Genomic DNA, 15,714 nt, shown 5'->3' with positions numbered 1-15,714 from the left:
CGGCGTGGCGTCGTTGAGCTTCTAGCGCCGGCGATTCGGTGGGGTGACACCGATCGCTCGACCTAAGCTCCAGAGTCCACCTTGTGAGTGATCAGGGCGGCAAGCTTTTTGGGCGCTTGTGCGCGATAACTCTCATCGAGCCATGACTTCAGTTGTCCCATCGGTGGCAGTTCGTCCGGTGCTGGTTCGAACGTCACCCATCCGCTCTTGCCAAGGCCGTACTCCGTCGGCGACGCATAGTGGAGCTTTCTCGCCTCGTCGCCGCTGTAGGGGAGTTTGAGGGAGATGCTGAACCGTTCGCCTTCAAGGCTCAAATAAGCAAAGGTCTTGCCTTTCACCGCGAGATCGTCGTGACCAGGCCACGGACTCTTTGTCTCGGCGCCTGGATAGGTGAGGCCGAAGGCGCGCAGTTCCTTGAGAACAGCATCGGTCGAAGCACGCGATTTCCTACTCATCAACTCTCCTCCATCGCTGTCGGTGGCTATCCTGGCAGACGAGCCGACGGGGAGCCTCGACAGCAAGGGCTCGGAGCAGGTGTTCACAATCCTGCAGAATCTGGTGCGCGAACGCGGCAAGACGGTCGTGGCAGTCACGCATGACGTCGACATGGCCGCACGCATGGATCGCCGCATTCACATGGTGGACGGGAAGATCAGCTGAACCGGGCCACGGCGCGATCAGGCCACCGCCGACGTCTCGAAACTGGCCTCGAGCCAGGCTATTGCGCCCGTCACGTCGTCGAGGACATAGGTTGCGGCCGTCGGTCCGTTCGGCTTCACGCGGATGGAGATGCCGCCAATTTCATTGATCGCCTCGAACCCGTGTTCGTCCGATGTATCGTCTCCGAGGAATATCGGCCGCCGGCCAACAAAGGGCGGAATGTCCATGAAACGCCGGATGGCAGCACCTTTGACGGCTTCCAAAGGCATGAGCTCGACGCCGGCGTTTCCCGGAAGCACCCGATAACCCTTCGGAAGCCGGGCCAATGCCTGTTCGACGAGCTGGATTGCGGGTGCAAGCAGTTGCGGTGCTGCTCTTGTATGAACGGCAAGGACCGGCCCCTTGCGCTCGACATAGACCTTGCCGCTGCCCAGTTCGGCCTCGATCTCGTCCGCAAGGGCGGCGATGTCGGCCGGCGCGTCGGCGGCATCGATCGGACCGCTCGGCGTCAGCCGGTGCTCCAGCCCATACAGTCCGGCAATCCGCAGCTTCAGCGGGTGGAACAGCTTGTCCACGGCGGGAATCGATCGGCCGGTGATGAAGGCGACCGCACCATCCAGCCGCCGCTCGATGCGTTCGAGCAGATTGCGCAATTCCTCGCCGACGAACACCGCGTCGGGATGGGCAGCGTGTTCCAGCAGGGTTCCGTCGATGTCGAGGAAGAGCGCCCATTGCCCTTCCGACAGGTTCAACGCCGGTGGTTGTTCAAAGCTTTTCACGACGCTGCCTTCCGAGCCCGCTCGAACATCGAGATGACGTTGTTGGTGTTCGATGGCGGGCGCTCGCCGGTTCCGGTCACCCTGTCGAGATCGCCGCGTTTGCGCAGGCGCGCGGCGTCCAGCAGCATGCTGCCGGCCCAGCGGTAGACATTGTTGTCGCGGACCATCTCGCGCATCGGCCGCAAACGTTCGCGCTGCTCTTCCGGCGTCATCGTCAGCGCCTGCAACAGCGCCTCGCTCATCATCGCCGCATCGTAGGGGTTGACGATCAGTGCTTCCAGCAATTCGCGCGAGGCACCGGCGAAGGTGCTGAGCAAAAGCACGCCCTGTTCGTCGTCGCGCGCTGCGACGAATTCCTTGGCGACAAGGTTCATGCCGTCATGCAGACTGGTGACCATACAGATGTCGGCGGCACGATAGACCTCGTAGACCTGCTCCTGCCGATGATGTTCGGCGACCATCAGGATAGGGCTGTATGTCTCGCTGCCATAGCGCCGGTTGAGCTCCTCGGCACAGCGGCGGCATTCGTCGTGGAGTTGCTGGTAGGCGGGCAATGTCCCCCGGCTCGGCGCGGCGATCTGCAGGAAAACCACCTTGCCTATCCATTCGGGATATCTCGTGAACAATTCGTCCAAGGCATGGAAGCGATCGAGAATGCCTTTCGTGTAGTCGAGGCGCTCGACGCCAACGCATAGTTTGGTATCCGCAGACAGGCCGAATCTGTCGCGCACGCTGGCGCGGCACTCCTCCACAGACGGCAGTTTTGCCAGCAATTGGGCCGGCCATTCTATGGAAATGGGATAGGCGTGGACCAATGTGGTCTGCCCACCATAGGAGATTGCCGCGTCTGCCCGTTCGATCCGGCTCTCCAGAAAGCGGTCGACACTTTCGGTGAAGTTGTTGGCATGGAATTGGGTATGAAAGCCGATGATCGAACTGCCGAGCAGTCCTTCCAGGATCCGCTCACGCCACGGACAGATGCTGAATACTTCCGAATTAGGCCACGGGATATGCCAGAAGGTGATGACTATCGCGTCCGGCAGGCGCTGGCGGATCATGCGCGGCAGCAGCGCGAAATGATAGTCCTGCACCAGCACGATCGGCCGTTCGTTGCGGGCTTCGGCAACCACCGTATCGGCGAATTTGCGGTTGACGGCCTCGTAGGCGTCCCAGTCCGAGGCGCGAAACACGGGGCGGGTGAAGGCGATATGGCAAAGCGGCCATAGGCCCTCATTAGCGAAGCCCAGATAGTAGCCCTGATATTCCTCCTCCGTCAGCCAGACCCTGCGCAGCGTGTAGGACGGATTGCCTGGCGGCACCTGCACCCGGTCGTCCTTGTCGACGGTGAGACGGTCTGCCGTGCCGCCGCCATAGGCGATCCAGGTGCCGGCACAGGCGCGGGTGATGGGCTCGAGTGCCGAAACCAGGCCGCTGGCCGGCACCAAAAGTTGGACCCCGTCGTCCTTGATGTTGTGGATGTAGGGTTCGCGGTTGGACACCACGATGACCTGTGCGTCCGGCAGGTCGTCGGCCAGGATCTTGCGCAACGTGTCGGGCGACCACGTGACCAGTGCCGCATCGGCGGACTGGCCGTTCTTTTCGAACTCGCGCAGCACCTTGCGTGCCGCTTCCGAGGCGACATCCTCGCTCGGCGTGTATGCGGCGGCCGTTGCGCGACCGCGGCGCTGGCGGGATATCGACAGGAGAATGGCAAAAGCGGAAAAGCCAAAACTTGCAATCAGCAAAACCCAGAGCAGGTTTACAGTATAATCTGACATGGAATGTGATCTCGCCTCCGGCCGGCCGATAGCCGTTTTTTTTATTTGTTTTCTGGTTCGCCGCCGTATGACAACGACAGCGTCCCCACCCCGCCCATTTTTGCAACGCACAAAGAGGCTATCGGTTCCGGACGATTGCAACGCGCGCGTCATTTTCGATGCGCCGCAGCGCGGCGGCATCAAGTGCGCACGATGAGCGGCACCATCCCCTCATACCGGTCGGCAAGAAAGGCGACGACCCGGTCGCCGACACGCTGGAATGTGAGGTCGACCACTGTCGAGCCGACACCCAGATGCCGCAATGTCAGCGTGTCGATGCCGATCGGCAGCCTTGGGCGGGTGACCCGGATTTCGCTGTTCCAGCCGTCGATTTCGAGCCCAAGGCAGGCCTGCATCAGCATGAAGGCCGATCCCGCTGACCAGGCTTGCGGCAGGCACGCGACGGGATAGGCGATGGGCGCTTCGCCCGGCGACCGGGTAAAGCCGCAGAACAGTTCCGGCAGACGCATGTTGAAATGGACAGCCGATTCGAACGTGCCGCTCATCAGCCGAACCACGCTGTCGCGCACGCCATAACGTGCCAGGCCCGCACCGCACATGGCGGTGTCGTGCGGCCAGATCGAACCATTGTGGTAGGACATCGGATTGAAGAATATCGCATCGTCGGCCAGCGTCCTCACGCCCCAACCAGAGTGGAACGACGCGGAGAGCAGCTGATCGGCGACCATCTGCGCCCGTTCCGGCTCGGGCAGCCCGACAAAGAGAAGATGGCCGGCATTCGACGTCCGTACCTTGCAGAGCTCGCCTGCACCATCGATCGCCAGTGCATAGAAATTGAGATCGTCCATCCAGAAATGGCGTTCCACCGCGGCGCGCATGGTTTCGGCGCGTTCCTCCCAATGATCGGCCTTGTCGTCCTCGCCGCGGCGGCGGGCGAGCGCCGCCAGCCCACGGAACGCGGCAAAGACGTAGCCTTGCACCTCGACCAGGGCGATCGGCCCCTTGGGCATGCGGCCATCGGCATGGAAGACGGAATCGAAACTGTCCTTCCAGCCCTGGTTGGCAAGGCCGGTCTCGGCGCCGCGCTGGTAGGTAACGAAGCCGGTCGCGCGGCTTGTCTCCTCCGTCCATTCGGCCGCTGCACAGAGCGATGGCCACAGGCTGTCGACGAACGCCATGTCGCCGGTACGATCCGCATAGGCGCAAGCGAGATGAATATAGAGCGGCGTGGTATCGACGCCGCCGTAATAGCGGCCGAACGGGAGCTCCCGCAGTGCCGCCATCTCGCCCTTGCGGGTCTCGTGCATGATCTTGCCGGGCTGCGAATCGCTGAACGGCGACGTTTCGGTCGCCTGATGCTGGGCGAGAAAGGCGAGTACGCCGCGCGCCAGCCCAGGATTCAACCACAGCATCTGCAATGCGGAAATCACCCCGTCACGGCCAAATGCCGTCGAGAACCAGGGTATGCCGGCATAGGGGTAAGGTCCGGTTGCAAGCTCGGTGGTCAGCAGCGCCACGTCCGCGCGCGCGCGTTCGATCCAGTCGTTGAAGACGCGGCCAGAACTGTGCACCGTCGCGCCGTGGCGGCGTTTGGCGCGCATGCCGAAGCGAGCGCGGGCGGCTGCAGCCCGAAAACGGTCGCGGTCGGGTGTCTCCGCCACTTCCGGGCCGACCTCGATATAGAGGACCTCGCTGCTGCGCTTCGTCACCGCAACCAGGAAATCCGCGCGGCTGGCGGTCAAATTGTCCGGCGCCTGCGAGAACGAGATCGCCGACAGCCGCACGAGTTGGTCCAGCCCGTCATATCGAAGCACCACGGATGTCGGACTGGTCTCGGCGGCGTGGGCTATTCCGCGCTTGAGCCGGGTCGAACCGCGCACCTCGAACATGTCGCGGAAATCTGCTGCGAAATGCAAGGAAACCCGAATGGCCGACGATTCCTGGCTGTAGTTGGAAAGGGTGATGCGCTCGAACAGCCGGTCCTGCCAAAGCAGCCTGACGCGTTCTATGTGGATCGCGCCCTGCGGAATGTCGCGACCACCGACACTCTGGATCGGCAGATTGGTCAGGTTCGAGGTGAAAAGCACATTGTCCTGGCTGAGCGAGGCGCCGAGCAACGACATTTGCCGGCCACCGACCGTCAGCCGGAATTCCGAAAGCACACGCGTGTCGTCTCGGAAAAAGCCATCGCCGGCGCCGCGGATGTCGCCATAGGCGTCGGCCACCGCGAAGCAGTCGGCTTGCTTGAGGGCGAACAGCCGGTGCGGCTCCCGGGGCGCAACCTCGTCGAGGGAGGCAAGGGCTACGGCGGGATCAAGCTTACGCTCGTCGAGTTGATTCATACGTCACAAGCTCTGTCGTTTCGTTCCAACGTCCACAATGACGCCGATCAGGACGCTCTCGCTTCACCGGGAGTACCGATCAGGCGCGCATAGGCAGCCACATAGTCGTGGGCCATTCTCGTGGCAGAAAAACGGTTTTCGAACACGGCTCTCACCTGTCGCCTGTCGAGGCGCAGCAATTCCGGTATCGAGGCGACTGCGGCATCGACCGTATCGACAAGGAAACCGGTCACGCCGTGGTCGATGATCTCCGGCAGGGCACCGCATTTCCAGGCGATTACCGGCGTGCCACAGGCCATAGCCTCTATCGCGGCAAGACCGAACGGCTCCGGCCAATCGATCGGAAACAGCAGGCCGGCCGCCTTGCCGAGGAATTCCACTTTTCTGTCCTCTTCGATCTCGCCGATATAGTCGACACGGTCGCCGTCGATCAGCGGCTCGACCGTGTCGTGGAAAAAAGGGCGGTCGTCGTCGCCGATCTTTGCCGCAAGCTTCAGTTTCAGCCCGGAGCGCAAGGCGATCTCAATGGCACGATCCGGGCGCTTGTCGCGCGACAGCCGGCCCAGAAAGGCCAGATACGGCTCGTCCACCTCCGTCTCGAAAGTCGGCTCGTACATATTGATCGGTAGCCCGTGATGGATGGTCGCCAGCCAATTTGCTCTGGGTAGCCCCGTTCTCTGGCTGCGCGAAATCGAGATCATCGGAAAGCGCGGAAAATGTTCGTAGGCCGGGGCCAGGTCGACATAGTCGAGCCTGCCATGCGGTGTCGTCACCGTCCGGTCGGGCATGTGTTCGAAGAAAGGAAAATGCAGGAAGTGGCTGAGATGGAAATGGATGATGTCGAACTGTTGCGCACGGCTCCTCACCTCGGCGAGCATCGAGAGATGCGCCGCGGTTTCGGATTTGTGCGGGCGCGGATCGAGACGGAGCGCGCGCTCGCGACACGCCACCAATTTCGCCGATGTCTTGGTATCGCCGCTGGCGAACAGGGTCACGTCATGGCCAAGCTCGACCAATCCTTCGGTCAGATAGGAGACGATGCGCTCCGTCCCTCCATAGAACCGGGGTGGCACGGATTCATGGAGCGGCGCCACATGGGCTATTCTCATGTTTTGGCATTTCCCTCAAAAAGACTGCTCGTGGCATCGAAATGCATCAGCCGCCCTAACGTTCCCGTACAATGGCAAGATGTCACCCAATTGGGGCAAGATGTCACCCAATTGGAGCTGCCGGGCGCGTCCACCGCTGCTCGTCTCGTCCAGCAAACATTTTTCAGGCCAAGCCATGTTTTGCCGGGAACCAAAGTCGGGTTCGCGAGTTTAGTGGGGTTCGATCGCACGCATCCGGTCGACGGGGAGGAAATGATGGACCGCTTGCAATTCTTTTCGCCCGTGCGGATTTTGCGCGGACAGGGACAGCCCGTGGAGGAGATCGACAGCGTTGCCGAAGCGATGGCATTCTTGCGAAAATGGCCGGCCGGGCGGCGCGGGCCGGTTTACCAGTGCGCCGTGAATTGCTGCGCTGCGGCCATGGCCGGCCGGATGTCGACCGAGGAAGCGAGAAAGGCTTTTGCCGGCTTCGCCCGGATCACCCGCCTGCTCGAGGGCGATCGGCCGTTGCCGATGAGCGGCGAGGATCGGCATCGCGATCACGCCTTGAGGCGATAGGCCAGCTGCCGCAGATGTCCGAGCAAGGGCATTCAGCCTGAGCGCCTGATCGGCGACCGACTCGCTTTCGCGAACAGTCGTTTGAGCTGAGCAACGGCGCCGTTTTCGCTGATGTAATCGCGATAGGCGACGTAATCGGGGTCGCGTGACAGATGGCATTCCTCGGTGATGGCGCGGAGTGCGTAGATGGCATTGAGCGCGAGCAGGATGGCGGAGTGCCGCAGCGCTTCAGCGGGTCCTGCGGCGGTGAGGAAAGGTAGGGAGACCAGCCACCACGACAGGTTTTTCGAAACATAGGCCGGATGCTTGATCCAGCGATACGGTCCGCAGGTGATGATTCCGCGATTGGTGAGATTGGAAAATCTCAGGCCAAAGCTCACGGTGGACCAGACAAAAATCAAGATGCAGAAGAGGATCGCCGATCCCCAGAAAACCTGGAGCGCCGGTGAGGGCATCACCGCCGTCCAGTTGGCGCCCGTTTCGTAGTTCAGGTAGGCACGGGTGGCGGCGTTGATGGGTTCATAACAGGCAAGACAGACCAGCCAGCCGAATACGGTGGGCTCGACGGTGCGGATATGATTGTCGAGGACGCGCAGCGTGAAGACGTAGCCGACGACCGCGACAAGAACATCCACCATGAACAGGAGATCGATTGCAAAAGCGTGCCAGCGCATGATGTCGAATCGATACGGTTGTTCCAGCCCGGCAAGGATCGAACCCAGTGTGGAGCACAGATAGACGAACATCAGCGGCAGGAAGAAGCCTTTGACGATCCAGCCCCGCACGTGCTGGCGTATCTGCTCGGTCCTTTGCGGCACGGCGCCGCTGAGGACGAATGCACCGATTTCGGCATATGAATCTTCCGGATCGGTCTGCCGGCGGTCGACATAGGCAACATAAAACGGCGCGGCGACGAGCAGCGCCGGCAAGGTGTCGTAAAGCGCCGCCCAGTAGGGGGCGTAAAACCCGCGCCGGTATTCCGGCGCTATCCAGTAGACTGCGGCAATGGTCGTGAGCGTGACGATGAAGCCGATGAGCTTGCGCACGACGCGCTCGACTTCAAGCACTCGCATCGGCTTCGCCTGCAATCCCGTCGAACGCCTCCGGAACGTCTGGAAATAGGCCGTGTCGACCGCGATCATCGCTGCCGCGGTAGCTGCAATGACAGTCATGGCCTGCAAATGTACAGGCCAGCTTCTGTTGACGAGCACTCCGACGGCCAGCGCAAGACCAAACAGTCCTGCAAGGCCGGTGAGGGGCGCGGTCGCGGATTTCGGTTGGAGCGTCAAGCTGCTACTCCCGTTGCATGAGGGTTGATCGTCGTCGGCGGCCGCGACGGGTCACGTAGTGTGCCCACCCGCCGCCGCTGGTGCCACTTGAGCAGCCGCTACACTCCACCGCTGCCGTTGGATCCGCTGCTGCTTGTCCCGTCGTTGCCGCCGCTGGATCCGCTGCTACTGCTCGATCCGCTTGAGCCGCCGCTGCTTGTTCCGTCAATGACGCCGCTTGAACAGCTGGTGCCACTCGAACCGCTGCTGCCGCTCGAACCGCTGCTGCCGCTTGAACTGCTGGTGCCTCTCGAACCGCTGCTTCCGCTCGAACCGCTGGTGCCGCTGGAACCGCTGGTGCCGCTCGATCCGCTGCTACCGCTCGAACCGCTGCTGCCGCTCGAACTGCTGGTGCCGCTCGAACCACTGCTGCTGCTTGAGCCACCGATGGGCCTGTTGTTGAGGTTGTGTGGCGAGCGATGGTTGTTGGCGCCCTCGTTTGTATTTTCGCAGGTGCATTTGCGCTGATATTTGGTGCCGAAAGCACTGTGTTCATTGCTCGCCTTCTTGCAGACCAACCTATGGCAAATCAAATTCGCTTCGGTCGTCTCGGGGGTAAGGCCGGTGATCACTATTGCGGTTGTCGTGGCCGCCATGGCCATGATCGAGAACCGGAGTAAATTCCGAAAATTTTGCATAGATACCTCGCTTTCTGACGCCTCGCTTCTCGGGCTCGCGCCCAAGCTTCCTGATTGTCGAGCGGGTATTTGCAACAAGGCCGCATACGGATCGCTTACGCCTCAGCGGTCGGGCTCAGGGCGGCGAAAAAAGTTGAACAAAGCGCAGACAATGCTGCCGCATTGCGGTATTTCGACCAGAAAAAGGAAGATGCACTTTGGGGGAAACGGAAAATGTCGAAACGGCTTAGACTGGTGCTGGGAACGGCCGGCGCAATTGCCGTCGCCATTGTCTGGGGGATCATCGCCACGTTAATGGGTGTGCCATCGATTCTGATCACTGTAGGAGCGGTCGCGATCGGCGCGGGCATCTACAGCTATGTCGATCGAAGCCGAAGCTGATCCGGTTATCAGGCTACGGGCATAACGCAAAAATCCCACGGTCGCAGACTGTCTGCGGCAATGCTCAGTGTACGAAAATTACCAACGACAGCGGTCTGTGGAACGAGTGGCCTGCCGAAGCTATTGTGGTGTCGGTCCGAGACACCCCCGCCTCGGGTCATTGGCTCACCCAGCCGAGTGGTCCGCTGCTACCCAATGGCAGCGGACCTTCATCCGGAGGACAGACCCGGAAGACGGATTGTGCCGAATCGAGGGAGAACGATGGTCGTTGACGAGATTGCCGCGCGGCGCCTGAAAATTCTGCTCGAGCAATACATGGAGACCAGGAAGAGGCGCCACGATGCGGTTTCCACCGCAGCGGCTGAGATCGCGATCAGGGCTGTCATGCCGAATTGCCCGGCCTCCGGAAAAGTCCTGGACGACATGATTGCGGCATGTGCGTTCGAACACGGGCTGGGGGTGCTGTTCGATCGACCTGACGCATGAAGGCCTAAACGCCATGAATCCCAACGCCAAAATCGCACGGTGCTGTCGTGCACAAATCCGACGCTGTTCCTGAGGCGCTCGCCACTAAAGCGCATCGCGTCGATCGGCCTCATGCGATGCGCTGTAAGTGCCTGTTTTTGTGCATGTCGTTGCCGCAAAACCGCTGCACAGTTTTGCGCGACATGCATTAGAGAAACCGACCGACCGGAGCAGCCATGCCGAGATATTTTTTCCATTTCCGAAACAATGAGGGCCGCTTGACGGAAGATTTCGAGGGTCAGGAGTTGGACGGTTTGTCCGCGGCTCAGGATAACGCAATGGCCTCGGCCAAGGAAATCCTGGCCGAGGGCCTGCTCAGCGGCAGCCCGGTCCTGACAGGTCTTTCCTTCGAAATCTGCGACGAGAACCGGAAGCTGCTTTTCCGATTTCCATTCTCGGAAGCTGCCGAAAAGGCCGGCACTCGGCCGTGATTCGCCGAAGGCCCCGCGATGCGGGCGAGCTTTGATCGAGCCTGGCTGAAAAACCGCATGTCGCGGCAAGACGGTCGTTGGTGCAAATCAGCACCATAGCCAAATTAGTAGCATAGCTGCCGGCACAAAGCAAGAACAAATATGGCTTGCCTTGCCGACGGGGCACGATTTATGCACCCGTGTGTCGGCCCAGGGACCACCGTAGCGTTCCAGGAGCTCGGGGGCAGGGACTGACCAATGCGGCGCGGCGAGACTGATCCCGATCACGATGACTGAGGCTCCTAGTCGGGCTTTCTGCAGCTCTAACTGCGACAAGGCTTTTTGCGGTGCATCTGCTGCAGGGCGTTGCCTTGCTGTGGGCAAATATCTGATGAGGAAGTGCCGCGCATCCTTCGCGGCGCGCAGATCGAGTTGGGCAGTGTGCTAACTCCCGCAGGCAATCGGCCAATGTCCAGACTGGCCTAGGCACGTGGCCGTGATCTTGAGTCGCAGCGCATGGGAGTTCCATTCACGATCTTGGCTTATTACGAGCACCGGAAGCGCTTCGTTGCGGGATAAGACCACGTCCTTCAGCCGGAACTCGACTTCATTTCACGACTGATGACGGCAGAGTTTCTCTCTGCCGTCTCATGAACACATACCGAATGCTGGAGGATACAGATGAAATTGAGAGACGCGGCACTTGCCTTTATTTCAAAAAAACGTAGAGGCGTGGCTTGGTACAAGATATCTCAGAAGAAGGCCGACAAATACGGCTTTTATGTCTATTCCAGCCATATGGTCTGGAAGGACCAGCCATTTTTCCGCAAGGCGCTAGAGCGGGTCAAAAATATCCGCGGGATTCCAGATCCGCGAGCTTTCGTCCTGCAAAGCTGCTTGCGCTCGATCGAACGTATCGACGGCGATGTGGCCGAATGCGGCGTAAGACAAGGCCGATCGACGATATTCATGCTGATGAGCGATCTTCGGCCACGGCAATACCACCTTTTCGACTCGTTCGCCGGCCTCTCGGAACCGACCGCAGAGGATCGCAAGCGAAACGGCCGAACGTCATGGAAGTCCGGCGATCTCATCACCGACGAGAAGGTAGCCAGAGAGAATATTTCAGGCTTCGGCAACACCACGGTTCATGTTGGATGGATACCGGAAACTCTTTCAGGCGTCGCCGACCGGCGTTTCGCCCTGGTCCATATCGACGTCGATCTATACGAGCCGACACGTGATGCGCTTGCCTTCTTCTACGATCGAGTGTGCGCGCATGGCCTGATCATATGCGATGACTACGGCTCTGCGCTCTGTCCTGGAGCCCGAAAGGCCTTTGACCAATTCTTCGAAAATCGCCCGGAAGGCATCATCGAACTTCCGACGGGACAGGCAATTGTCGTAAAGGCAAGCTAGCGCTGGATGGCCGCGGCTGCGTCACGGCAATTGCTGACGGTGGCTGTGGGCCGCGGATCGCGTTTATTGGAGGCTCCAACTGAGGCAGGACGGTTCAGCCGACAACCCTCAGTGCGCGTACCGCGAACTCGCATCGCAGTCTTACCGTCCCGGCACGGACGGACTTAGAACCAGCGCTTCGAATTCATCGTAGCGATCGGGGCAAAGCAGCCTGACATAGTCGAGCGCCTGCAGCGAATTGTCGCTCGAGTGCAGAGCGTTCAGACGCTTCTTGTCTGCGAGTTGCGCGGTCCGTTTTCTTAATTTTTTCTTCAGCAAAAGACGTTTGTTATCGACAAAGGCGCGTCCGATTTCCACCTGCTCGGGCATCGGCAATGGGTTGGGATCAAACGTGACGATGAAATGGGCTGGCACGCCAGCCGGTTCGCTGTCTTGCGACGATGCCCAGTTGCCGCCACGAAAGAGCGAAGCAATTTCTATCCTCCGTTCCACGGGTATCATTTCGGACAGCTTGATGTCGAAGCCTTCCGCGGTAAGTATCGTTTCGATCGGACCAACCAGCTCGTATTTCAGCGCGGCTTCGCGGACGATGAACACGGCCAGGCCTGGCAAGTAGGATGACCTGACCGCATATCTCGACCGGACGAATTCGTTCGATCTTGCCACGAAATTGATCGTTTCGCTTTCGGGGAACCATTTCTCGCGCCGCAATAGCGCTTCCATGTCGCTCAACGTCCGAACCCGAGCGACGCCTGCCTTGTCGCAAAGCCGCATGAGCTCGGCAAACCGTGCTTCATCGTCCCAGGTTTTCGGCAGTAGGGTTTCATCCTTGCCCAGCACTCCTGGCTGCCTGTGAAAAAGCAAATGATAGCAATAGCTCAACAGCGCGTCGGCTGGACACGGATGCCATTCGCCCCATTCGCCCCGCTCGCGCCGCGAAAGCAAGTCCAGGGCGCGGGCAGGGGGCAGATAAGCGACATTGCCATCCGAATGGCCCGGCACGCTAAACGGCGTATAGACGTCGAGGGGGATCGTGCCAAAACGCTCCGTCATTCGCCGCACCAGTTCGCCGGCATCGTCATTGTGGACCAGCAGATCGATATCGCCTGAAGTCGACGGATCCCTGATCTTTTGCGCCGACCGCAGCGTGCTGTAGCGAAGGTCCGCGACGGAACTGAACATGTCCACGATACCGCGGCCAAGCGCGGCATAGTATTTGGCGCTACGCTGCTTGCGCGCGACGTTCTCGAAGACAAGCCAGCGCGACCTGTGGCAGCTAGCGGCAGGTGGCATCATTACCTGCCCGCGCCAGGCGAGCCGCCCACGCCGCAAATGATTTAGCAACAGAAGCCCGGCGAGAAACGAACGTGCGCTGGCCCTTACGAGCAAGAGCCTTGCCCCCCCTATATGCTTTAGATCCTTCGAGCGCAGCGCCATGGCGGACCGGCCCTCGAGCAGCACGATATCCGCATTGTTGCGACCGACATCTTTGGCGGTTCGATACGTCAGACGAAGTTGGTCAGGTGATGCCGGACCGTTGCCATAGATTGCGACATCGCGCGCACCAGCACCCCGGATCGCTTCGGCAAGCCCAGTGTCCCGCGGCAGAAAGATGGCGACCTTCTTCTTGTCGAAGACGTCGGAAGGCAACAAGTGGTTTCTAGGCGGGCTTGAGATCGTCGATTTCGCCATAATTTGCCGCGTGAATCCGTTGCCAATCCGCACTGTCGAAAAATTCGTAGTTTCCGTCGTTTCGAGCGAGCCGATGTCGATTGTGGTCCAGGGTGGCGCAGAACCGGAACCATTTGTCGTACCAGCTTGCCAGGAAGTCAGGGGAATCATACCGGACGTAAAGGCCTTCGTAGCGCACCTTGGCGTCCGGTTTCATCCGTTTCTTGTTCAACTCATTGACGGCCAGCTGCGAACGGATACGCGCCTTGGGCGTCATCATCGTGAATATCGAGAGGTGTTCGGCGCAGCGAATGAATTCCGCCGCCGGATCGCGCTCATAGGTTCCAAGCGCGCGATCATAAGGCCGAAAGAAATCATAGTGCAAAACGACATGATCGAGCCGGCCATCTGGCAGCCGCCTTATCTCGTTCGCGTCGGCTTGCGCGGTTACTCCCTCGGGCAAACCCAAGGACACACGAAACGCTTGATCGCTGATGAGCCGATTCTTGAACGTACTTTTTCCGGAACTGGTCGGTCCGGCCACAACGGTCAGATGCTTGATACGTCTTTTGGTAGCAACCACCAGAAAACTGTTTCGCGGCTTCGACGGGACAATTTGAACAGGCTCGAATGTCGCCATGTGCTGATTGAAGATCCCTTCCATCGCGGCGACGTTCGGTAGAAAGGTGCGCCCGGCGACTTCGTGCATCCTCCTGGCCCAGGGAACGTCGATAGCGGGACCGGGCGTCCGAAAGCGCGAAAACAACTTGCTGGGCTGGTTCGGCAATTCGAGAACCAGACGTTCGCGCGCCATCGCCGCCATTCGTCGCAAGGCATGGATCGGGTCGAACAGTTGTGGCAAGACGTTCAGGCAGGCGACGACATCGAAGCTTCCAAGATCTCCGATCCGCTCGAAATCCGCTTCCAGGTATTCAGGCGAGAGTCCCGTCTGCTCTGCTTTTTGCCGAGCAATCAGTACATTCTCACGAATGAGTTCAACTCCGACAGCCCGCGTCGCGCCGCGGCGAAGCGCCTCGAGACACAGTTCGCCATGGTGACTGCCAATATCAATAAAGGTCTTACCCGCTATCTTGTCGTTGAAGACGCTATCGTTGCGGAAGTCGGCATAGTCGGCATCCTGCCGTGCAGCACCCAACACGGTAAGCATCTCGATCAGAAACTGCGTGACATGCATTTGCCCCACCGGCCGCCGCGAACTTGGAAAACGGGTTCGGCCCCCCAATTGCCAATTGCCGAAGTGAATGTTCCACTAAAATAGCAATTTCGCAACAGGCCGGCTAACGAACTCGTGCAGAACCGACACAGGAAGCGGTTTTTAGCAATACGGGCGACATTGGTCCTGAGTATCTGGGTTAGGATGCGAGAAACTTCGCGACCGGGGCCGTTGGACCATCTGCCTTCAGGCTTTGGAACGAGCGCGAGTGAAGTTGCGGTCCATGGGAGTTCCTTTCTGTTCCTTTCTCGCGATTGCGTTTTCAGGGTTTTCTGGGCAGTGTCAATTTTGGGCGGATATCTGCCCGGCCCAAGACCAGCGCCCGCTCCCCGTCAAGGAAGCCAGACCCGCGCGGCTAGTGAAAAAAAGTTGTGGTTCATGTTCTCAGAAAATCGCCTGCCATCGACGTAACTCTGATATGCGGCAGAAGGCCCGAATTGCTTTCACAAACGCTGCAATCGTTTCAACAGATGTTATTTCGGCACTTTCGCATCGATGGGGTCTACGTCACATCGATCCGTTTGGCGGAAGCGAACTCGATCATGAAGGGTGCCGTAGCCCTGTTCTGGCGTATTTTCCCAATGCAGTCATTCATCGAATCGCCGAATCGGCATAGGGGCGTGGAGATTATCTCCACGTCCCCTGCCACACCACCCCATCTCAGAACCAGAAACTGCAAGCTTTGGACATGCAGATCGGAGCGTCCAGCCTCTCGCCATACCCTGATACATGGGGTGGCCTAGTTGTGTGCGTCAAGTTCTGCAAAATGGCGTGGCATTGCGGTGACGTCGGCGTGGCCGCCGCGCAGCCCCCGTGTTTAGCGGAGCGGCGGACACATGACGGTGCTCAGGCGGCCAAGGCCCTCAGGCTCTCCTTCTTGTG

Annotated in this window: 14 protein-coding genes and 1 pseudogene; 7 read left to right on the top strand and 8 right to left on the bottom strand. The window is 59.9% G+C overall.

Going from position 1 to position 15,714, the window contains the following annotated elements:
- Window positions 1–62: 62 nt before the first annotated feature.
- Complete coding sequence (locus NKH41_RS28850; protein WP_352613817.1) at window positions 63–455, bottom strand: MmcQ/YjbR family DNA-binding protein; 393 nt, start codon at window positions 453–455, stop codon at window positions 63–65.
- Here NKH41_RS28850 and NKH41_RS28845 point away from each other — a divergent pair.
- A pseudogene (locus NKH41_RS28845) lies at window positions 451–660 on the top strand (ABC transporter ATP-binding protein); the annotation flags it as partial. The gene NKH41_RS28850 and the pseudogene NKH41_RS28845 overlap by 5 nt on opposite strands.
- A gap of 17 nt (window positions 661–677) precedes the next feature.
- On the opposite strand, the gene otsB reads toward NKH41_RS28845, so the two are convergent.
- From otsB to NKH41_RS28825, 4 genes are all read right to left on the bottom strand, one after another.
- Complete coding sequence (otsB, locus tag NKH41_RS28840) at window positions 678–1,439, bottom strand: trehalose-phosphatase (RefSeq protein ID WP_031211298.1); 762 nt, start codon at window positions 1,437–1,439, stop codon at window positions 678–680.
- On the bottom strand, window positions 1,436–3,217 hold the full coding sequence (locus tag NKH41_RS28835) for an alpha,alpha-trehalose-phosphate synthase (UDP-forming) (protein WP_023674969.1): 1,782 nt from the start codon (window positions 3,215–3,217) through the stop codon (window positions 1,436–1,438). The genes otsB and NKH41_RS28835 overlap by 4 nt, the downstream gene beginning before the upstream one ends.
- A 179-nt stretch (window positions 3,218–3,396) precedes the next feature.
- Window positions 3,397–5,559: an amylo-alpha-1,6-glucosidase gene (locus tag NKH41_RS28830; RefSeq protein ID WP_352540550.1), complete on the bottom strand. Its 2,163-nt coding sequence runs from the start codon at window positions 5,557–5,559 to the stop codon at window positions 3,397–3,399.
- A 47-nt stretch (window positions 5,560–5,606) separates the two neighbouring features.
- Entirely contained in the window at window positions 5,607–6,668 is a 1,062-nt protein-coding gene (locus NKH41_RS28825; protein WP_352772208.1) for a glycosyltransferase family 4 protein, read from the bottom strand.
- A 255-nt stretch (window positions 6,669–6,923) separates the two neighbouring features.
- On the opposite strand from NKH41_RS28825, the gene NKH41_RS28820 reads away from it, so the two are divergent.
- Window positions 6,924–7,226, top strand: coding sequence for a DUF982 domain-containing protein (locus NKH41_RS28820; RefSeq protein WP_352772218.1), 303 nt, complete (start codon window positions 6,924–6,926; stop codon window positions 7,224–7,226).
- A gap of 32 nt (window positions 7,227–7,258) precedes the next feature.
- Here NKH41_RS28820 and NKH41_RS28815 read toward each other — a convergent pair whose 3' ends face one another.
- Complete coding sequence (locus tag NKH41_RS28815; protein ID WP_352780045.1) at window positions 7,259–8,272, bottom strand: methyltransferase family protein; 1,014 nt, start codon at window positions 8,270–8,272, stop codon at window positions 7,259–7,261.
- A gap of 267 nt (window positions 8,273–8,539) precedes the next feature.
- Here NKH41_RS28815 and NKH41_RS28810 point away from each other — a divergent pair, with 267 nt between their 5' ends.
- The 5 genes from NKH41_RS28810 (at window position 8,540) to NKH41_RS28790 (ending at window position 11,927) form a co-directional block, all read left to right on the top strand.
- Window positions 8,540–9,022, top strand: a complete 483-nt coding sequence (locus NKH41_RS28810; protein WP_352935176.1) for a hypothetical protein — start codon at window positions 8,540–8,542, stop codon at window positions 9,020–9,022.
- Window positions 9,023–9,261: 239 nt separating this feature from the next.
- Window positions 9,262–9,573, top strand: coding sequence for a hypothetical protein (locus tag NKH41_RS28805; protein ID WP_352772213.1), 312 nt, complete (start codon window positions 9,262–9,264; stop codon window positions 9,571–9,573).
- 261 nt (window positions 9,574–9,834) lie between these two features.
- Window positions 9,835–10,059 (top strand): hypothetical protein, encoded by a 225-nt coding sequence (locus NKH41_RS28800; protein ID WP_352502409.1) that lies wholly within the window; start codon window positions 9,835–9,837, stop codon window positions 10,057–10,059.
- A gap of 215 nt (window positions 10,060–10,274) precedes the next feature.
- Complete coding sequence (locus NKH41_RS34275; protein WP_352977186.1) at window positions 10,275–10,529, top strand: DUF6894 family protein; 255 nt, start codon at window positions 10,275–10,277, stop codon at window positions 10,527–10,529.
- A gap of 666 nt (window positions 10,530–11,195) precedes the next feature.
- A complete protein-coding gene (locus tag NKH41_RS28790; RefSeq protein ID WP_352935173.1) occupies window positions 11,196–11,927 on the top strand; it encodes a TylF/MycF/NovP-related O-methyltransferase in 732 nt (243 codons plus the stop codon).
- A 141-nt stretch (window positions 11,928–12,068) separates the two neighbouring features.
- Here NKH41_RS28790 and NKH41_RS28785 read toward each other — a convergent pair whose 3' ends face one another.
- Window positions 12,069–13,580, bottom strand: coding sequence for a hypothetical protein (locus NKH41_RS28785; protein ID WP_352780038.1), 1,512 nt, complete (start codon window positions 13,578–13,580; stop codon window positions 12,069–12,071).
- 7 nt (window positions 13,581–13,587) lie between these two features.
- Window positions 13,588–14,793, bottom strand: a complete 1,206-nt coding sequence (locus NKH41_RS28780; RefSeq protein WP_352773592.1) for a methyltransferase domain-containing protein — start codon at window positions 14,791–14,793, stop codon at window positions 13,588–13,590.
- Between the last annotated feature and the right edge of the window lie 921 nt (window positions 14,794–15,714).

Origin of the sequence: Mesorhizobium sp. M1169, from assembly GCF_040318345.1 — a bacterium.
Taxonomy (GTDB): Bacteria; Pseudomonadota; Alphaproteobacteria; order Rhizobiales; family Rhizobiaceae; genus Mesorhizobium.
Note: the sequence above shows the minus strand (reverse complement) of the source record. Positions and strands in the feature narration are given on the sequence as shown.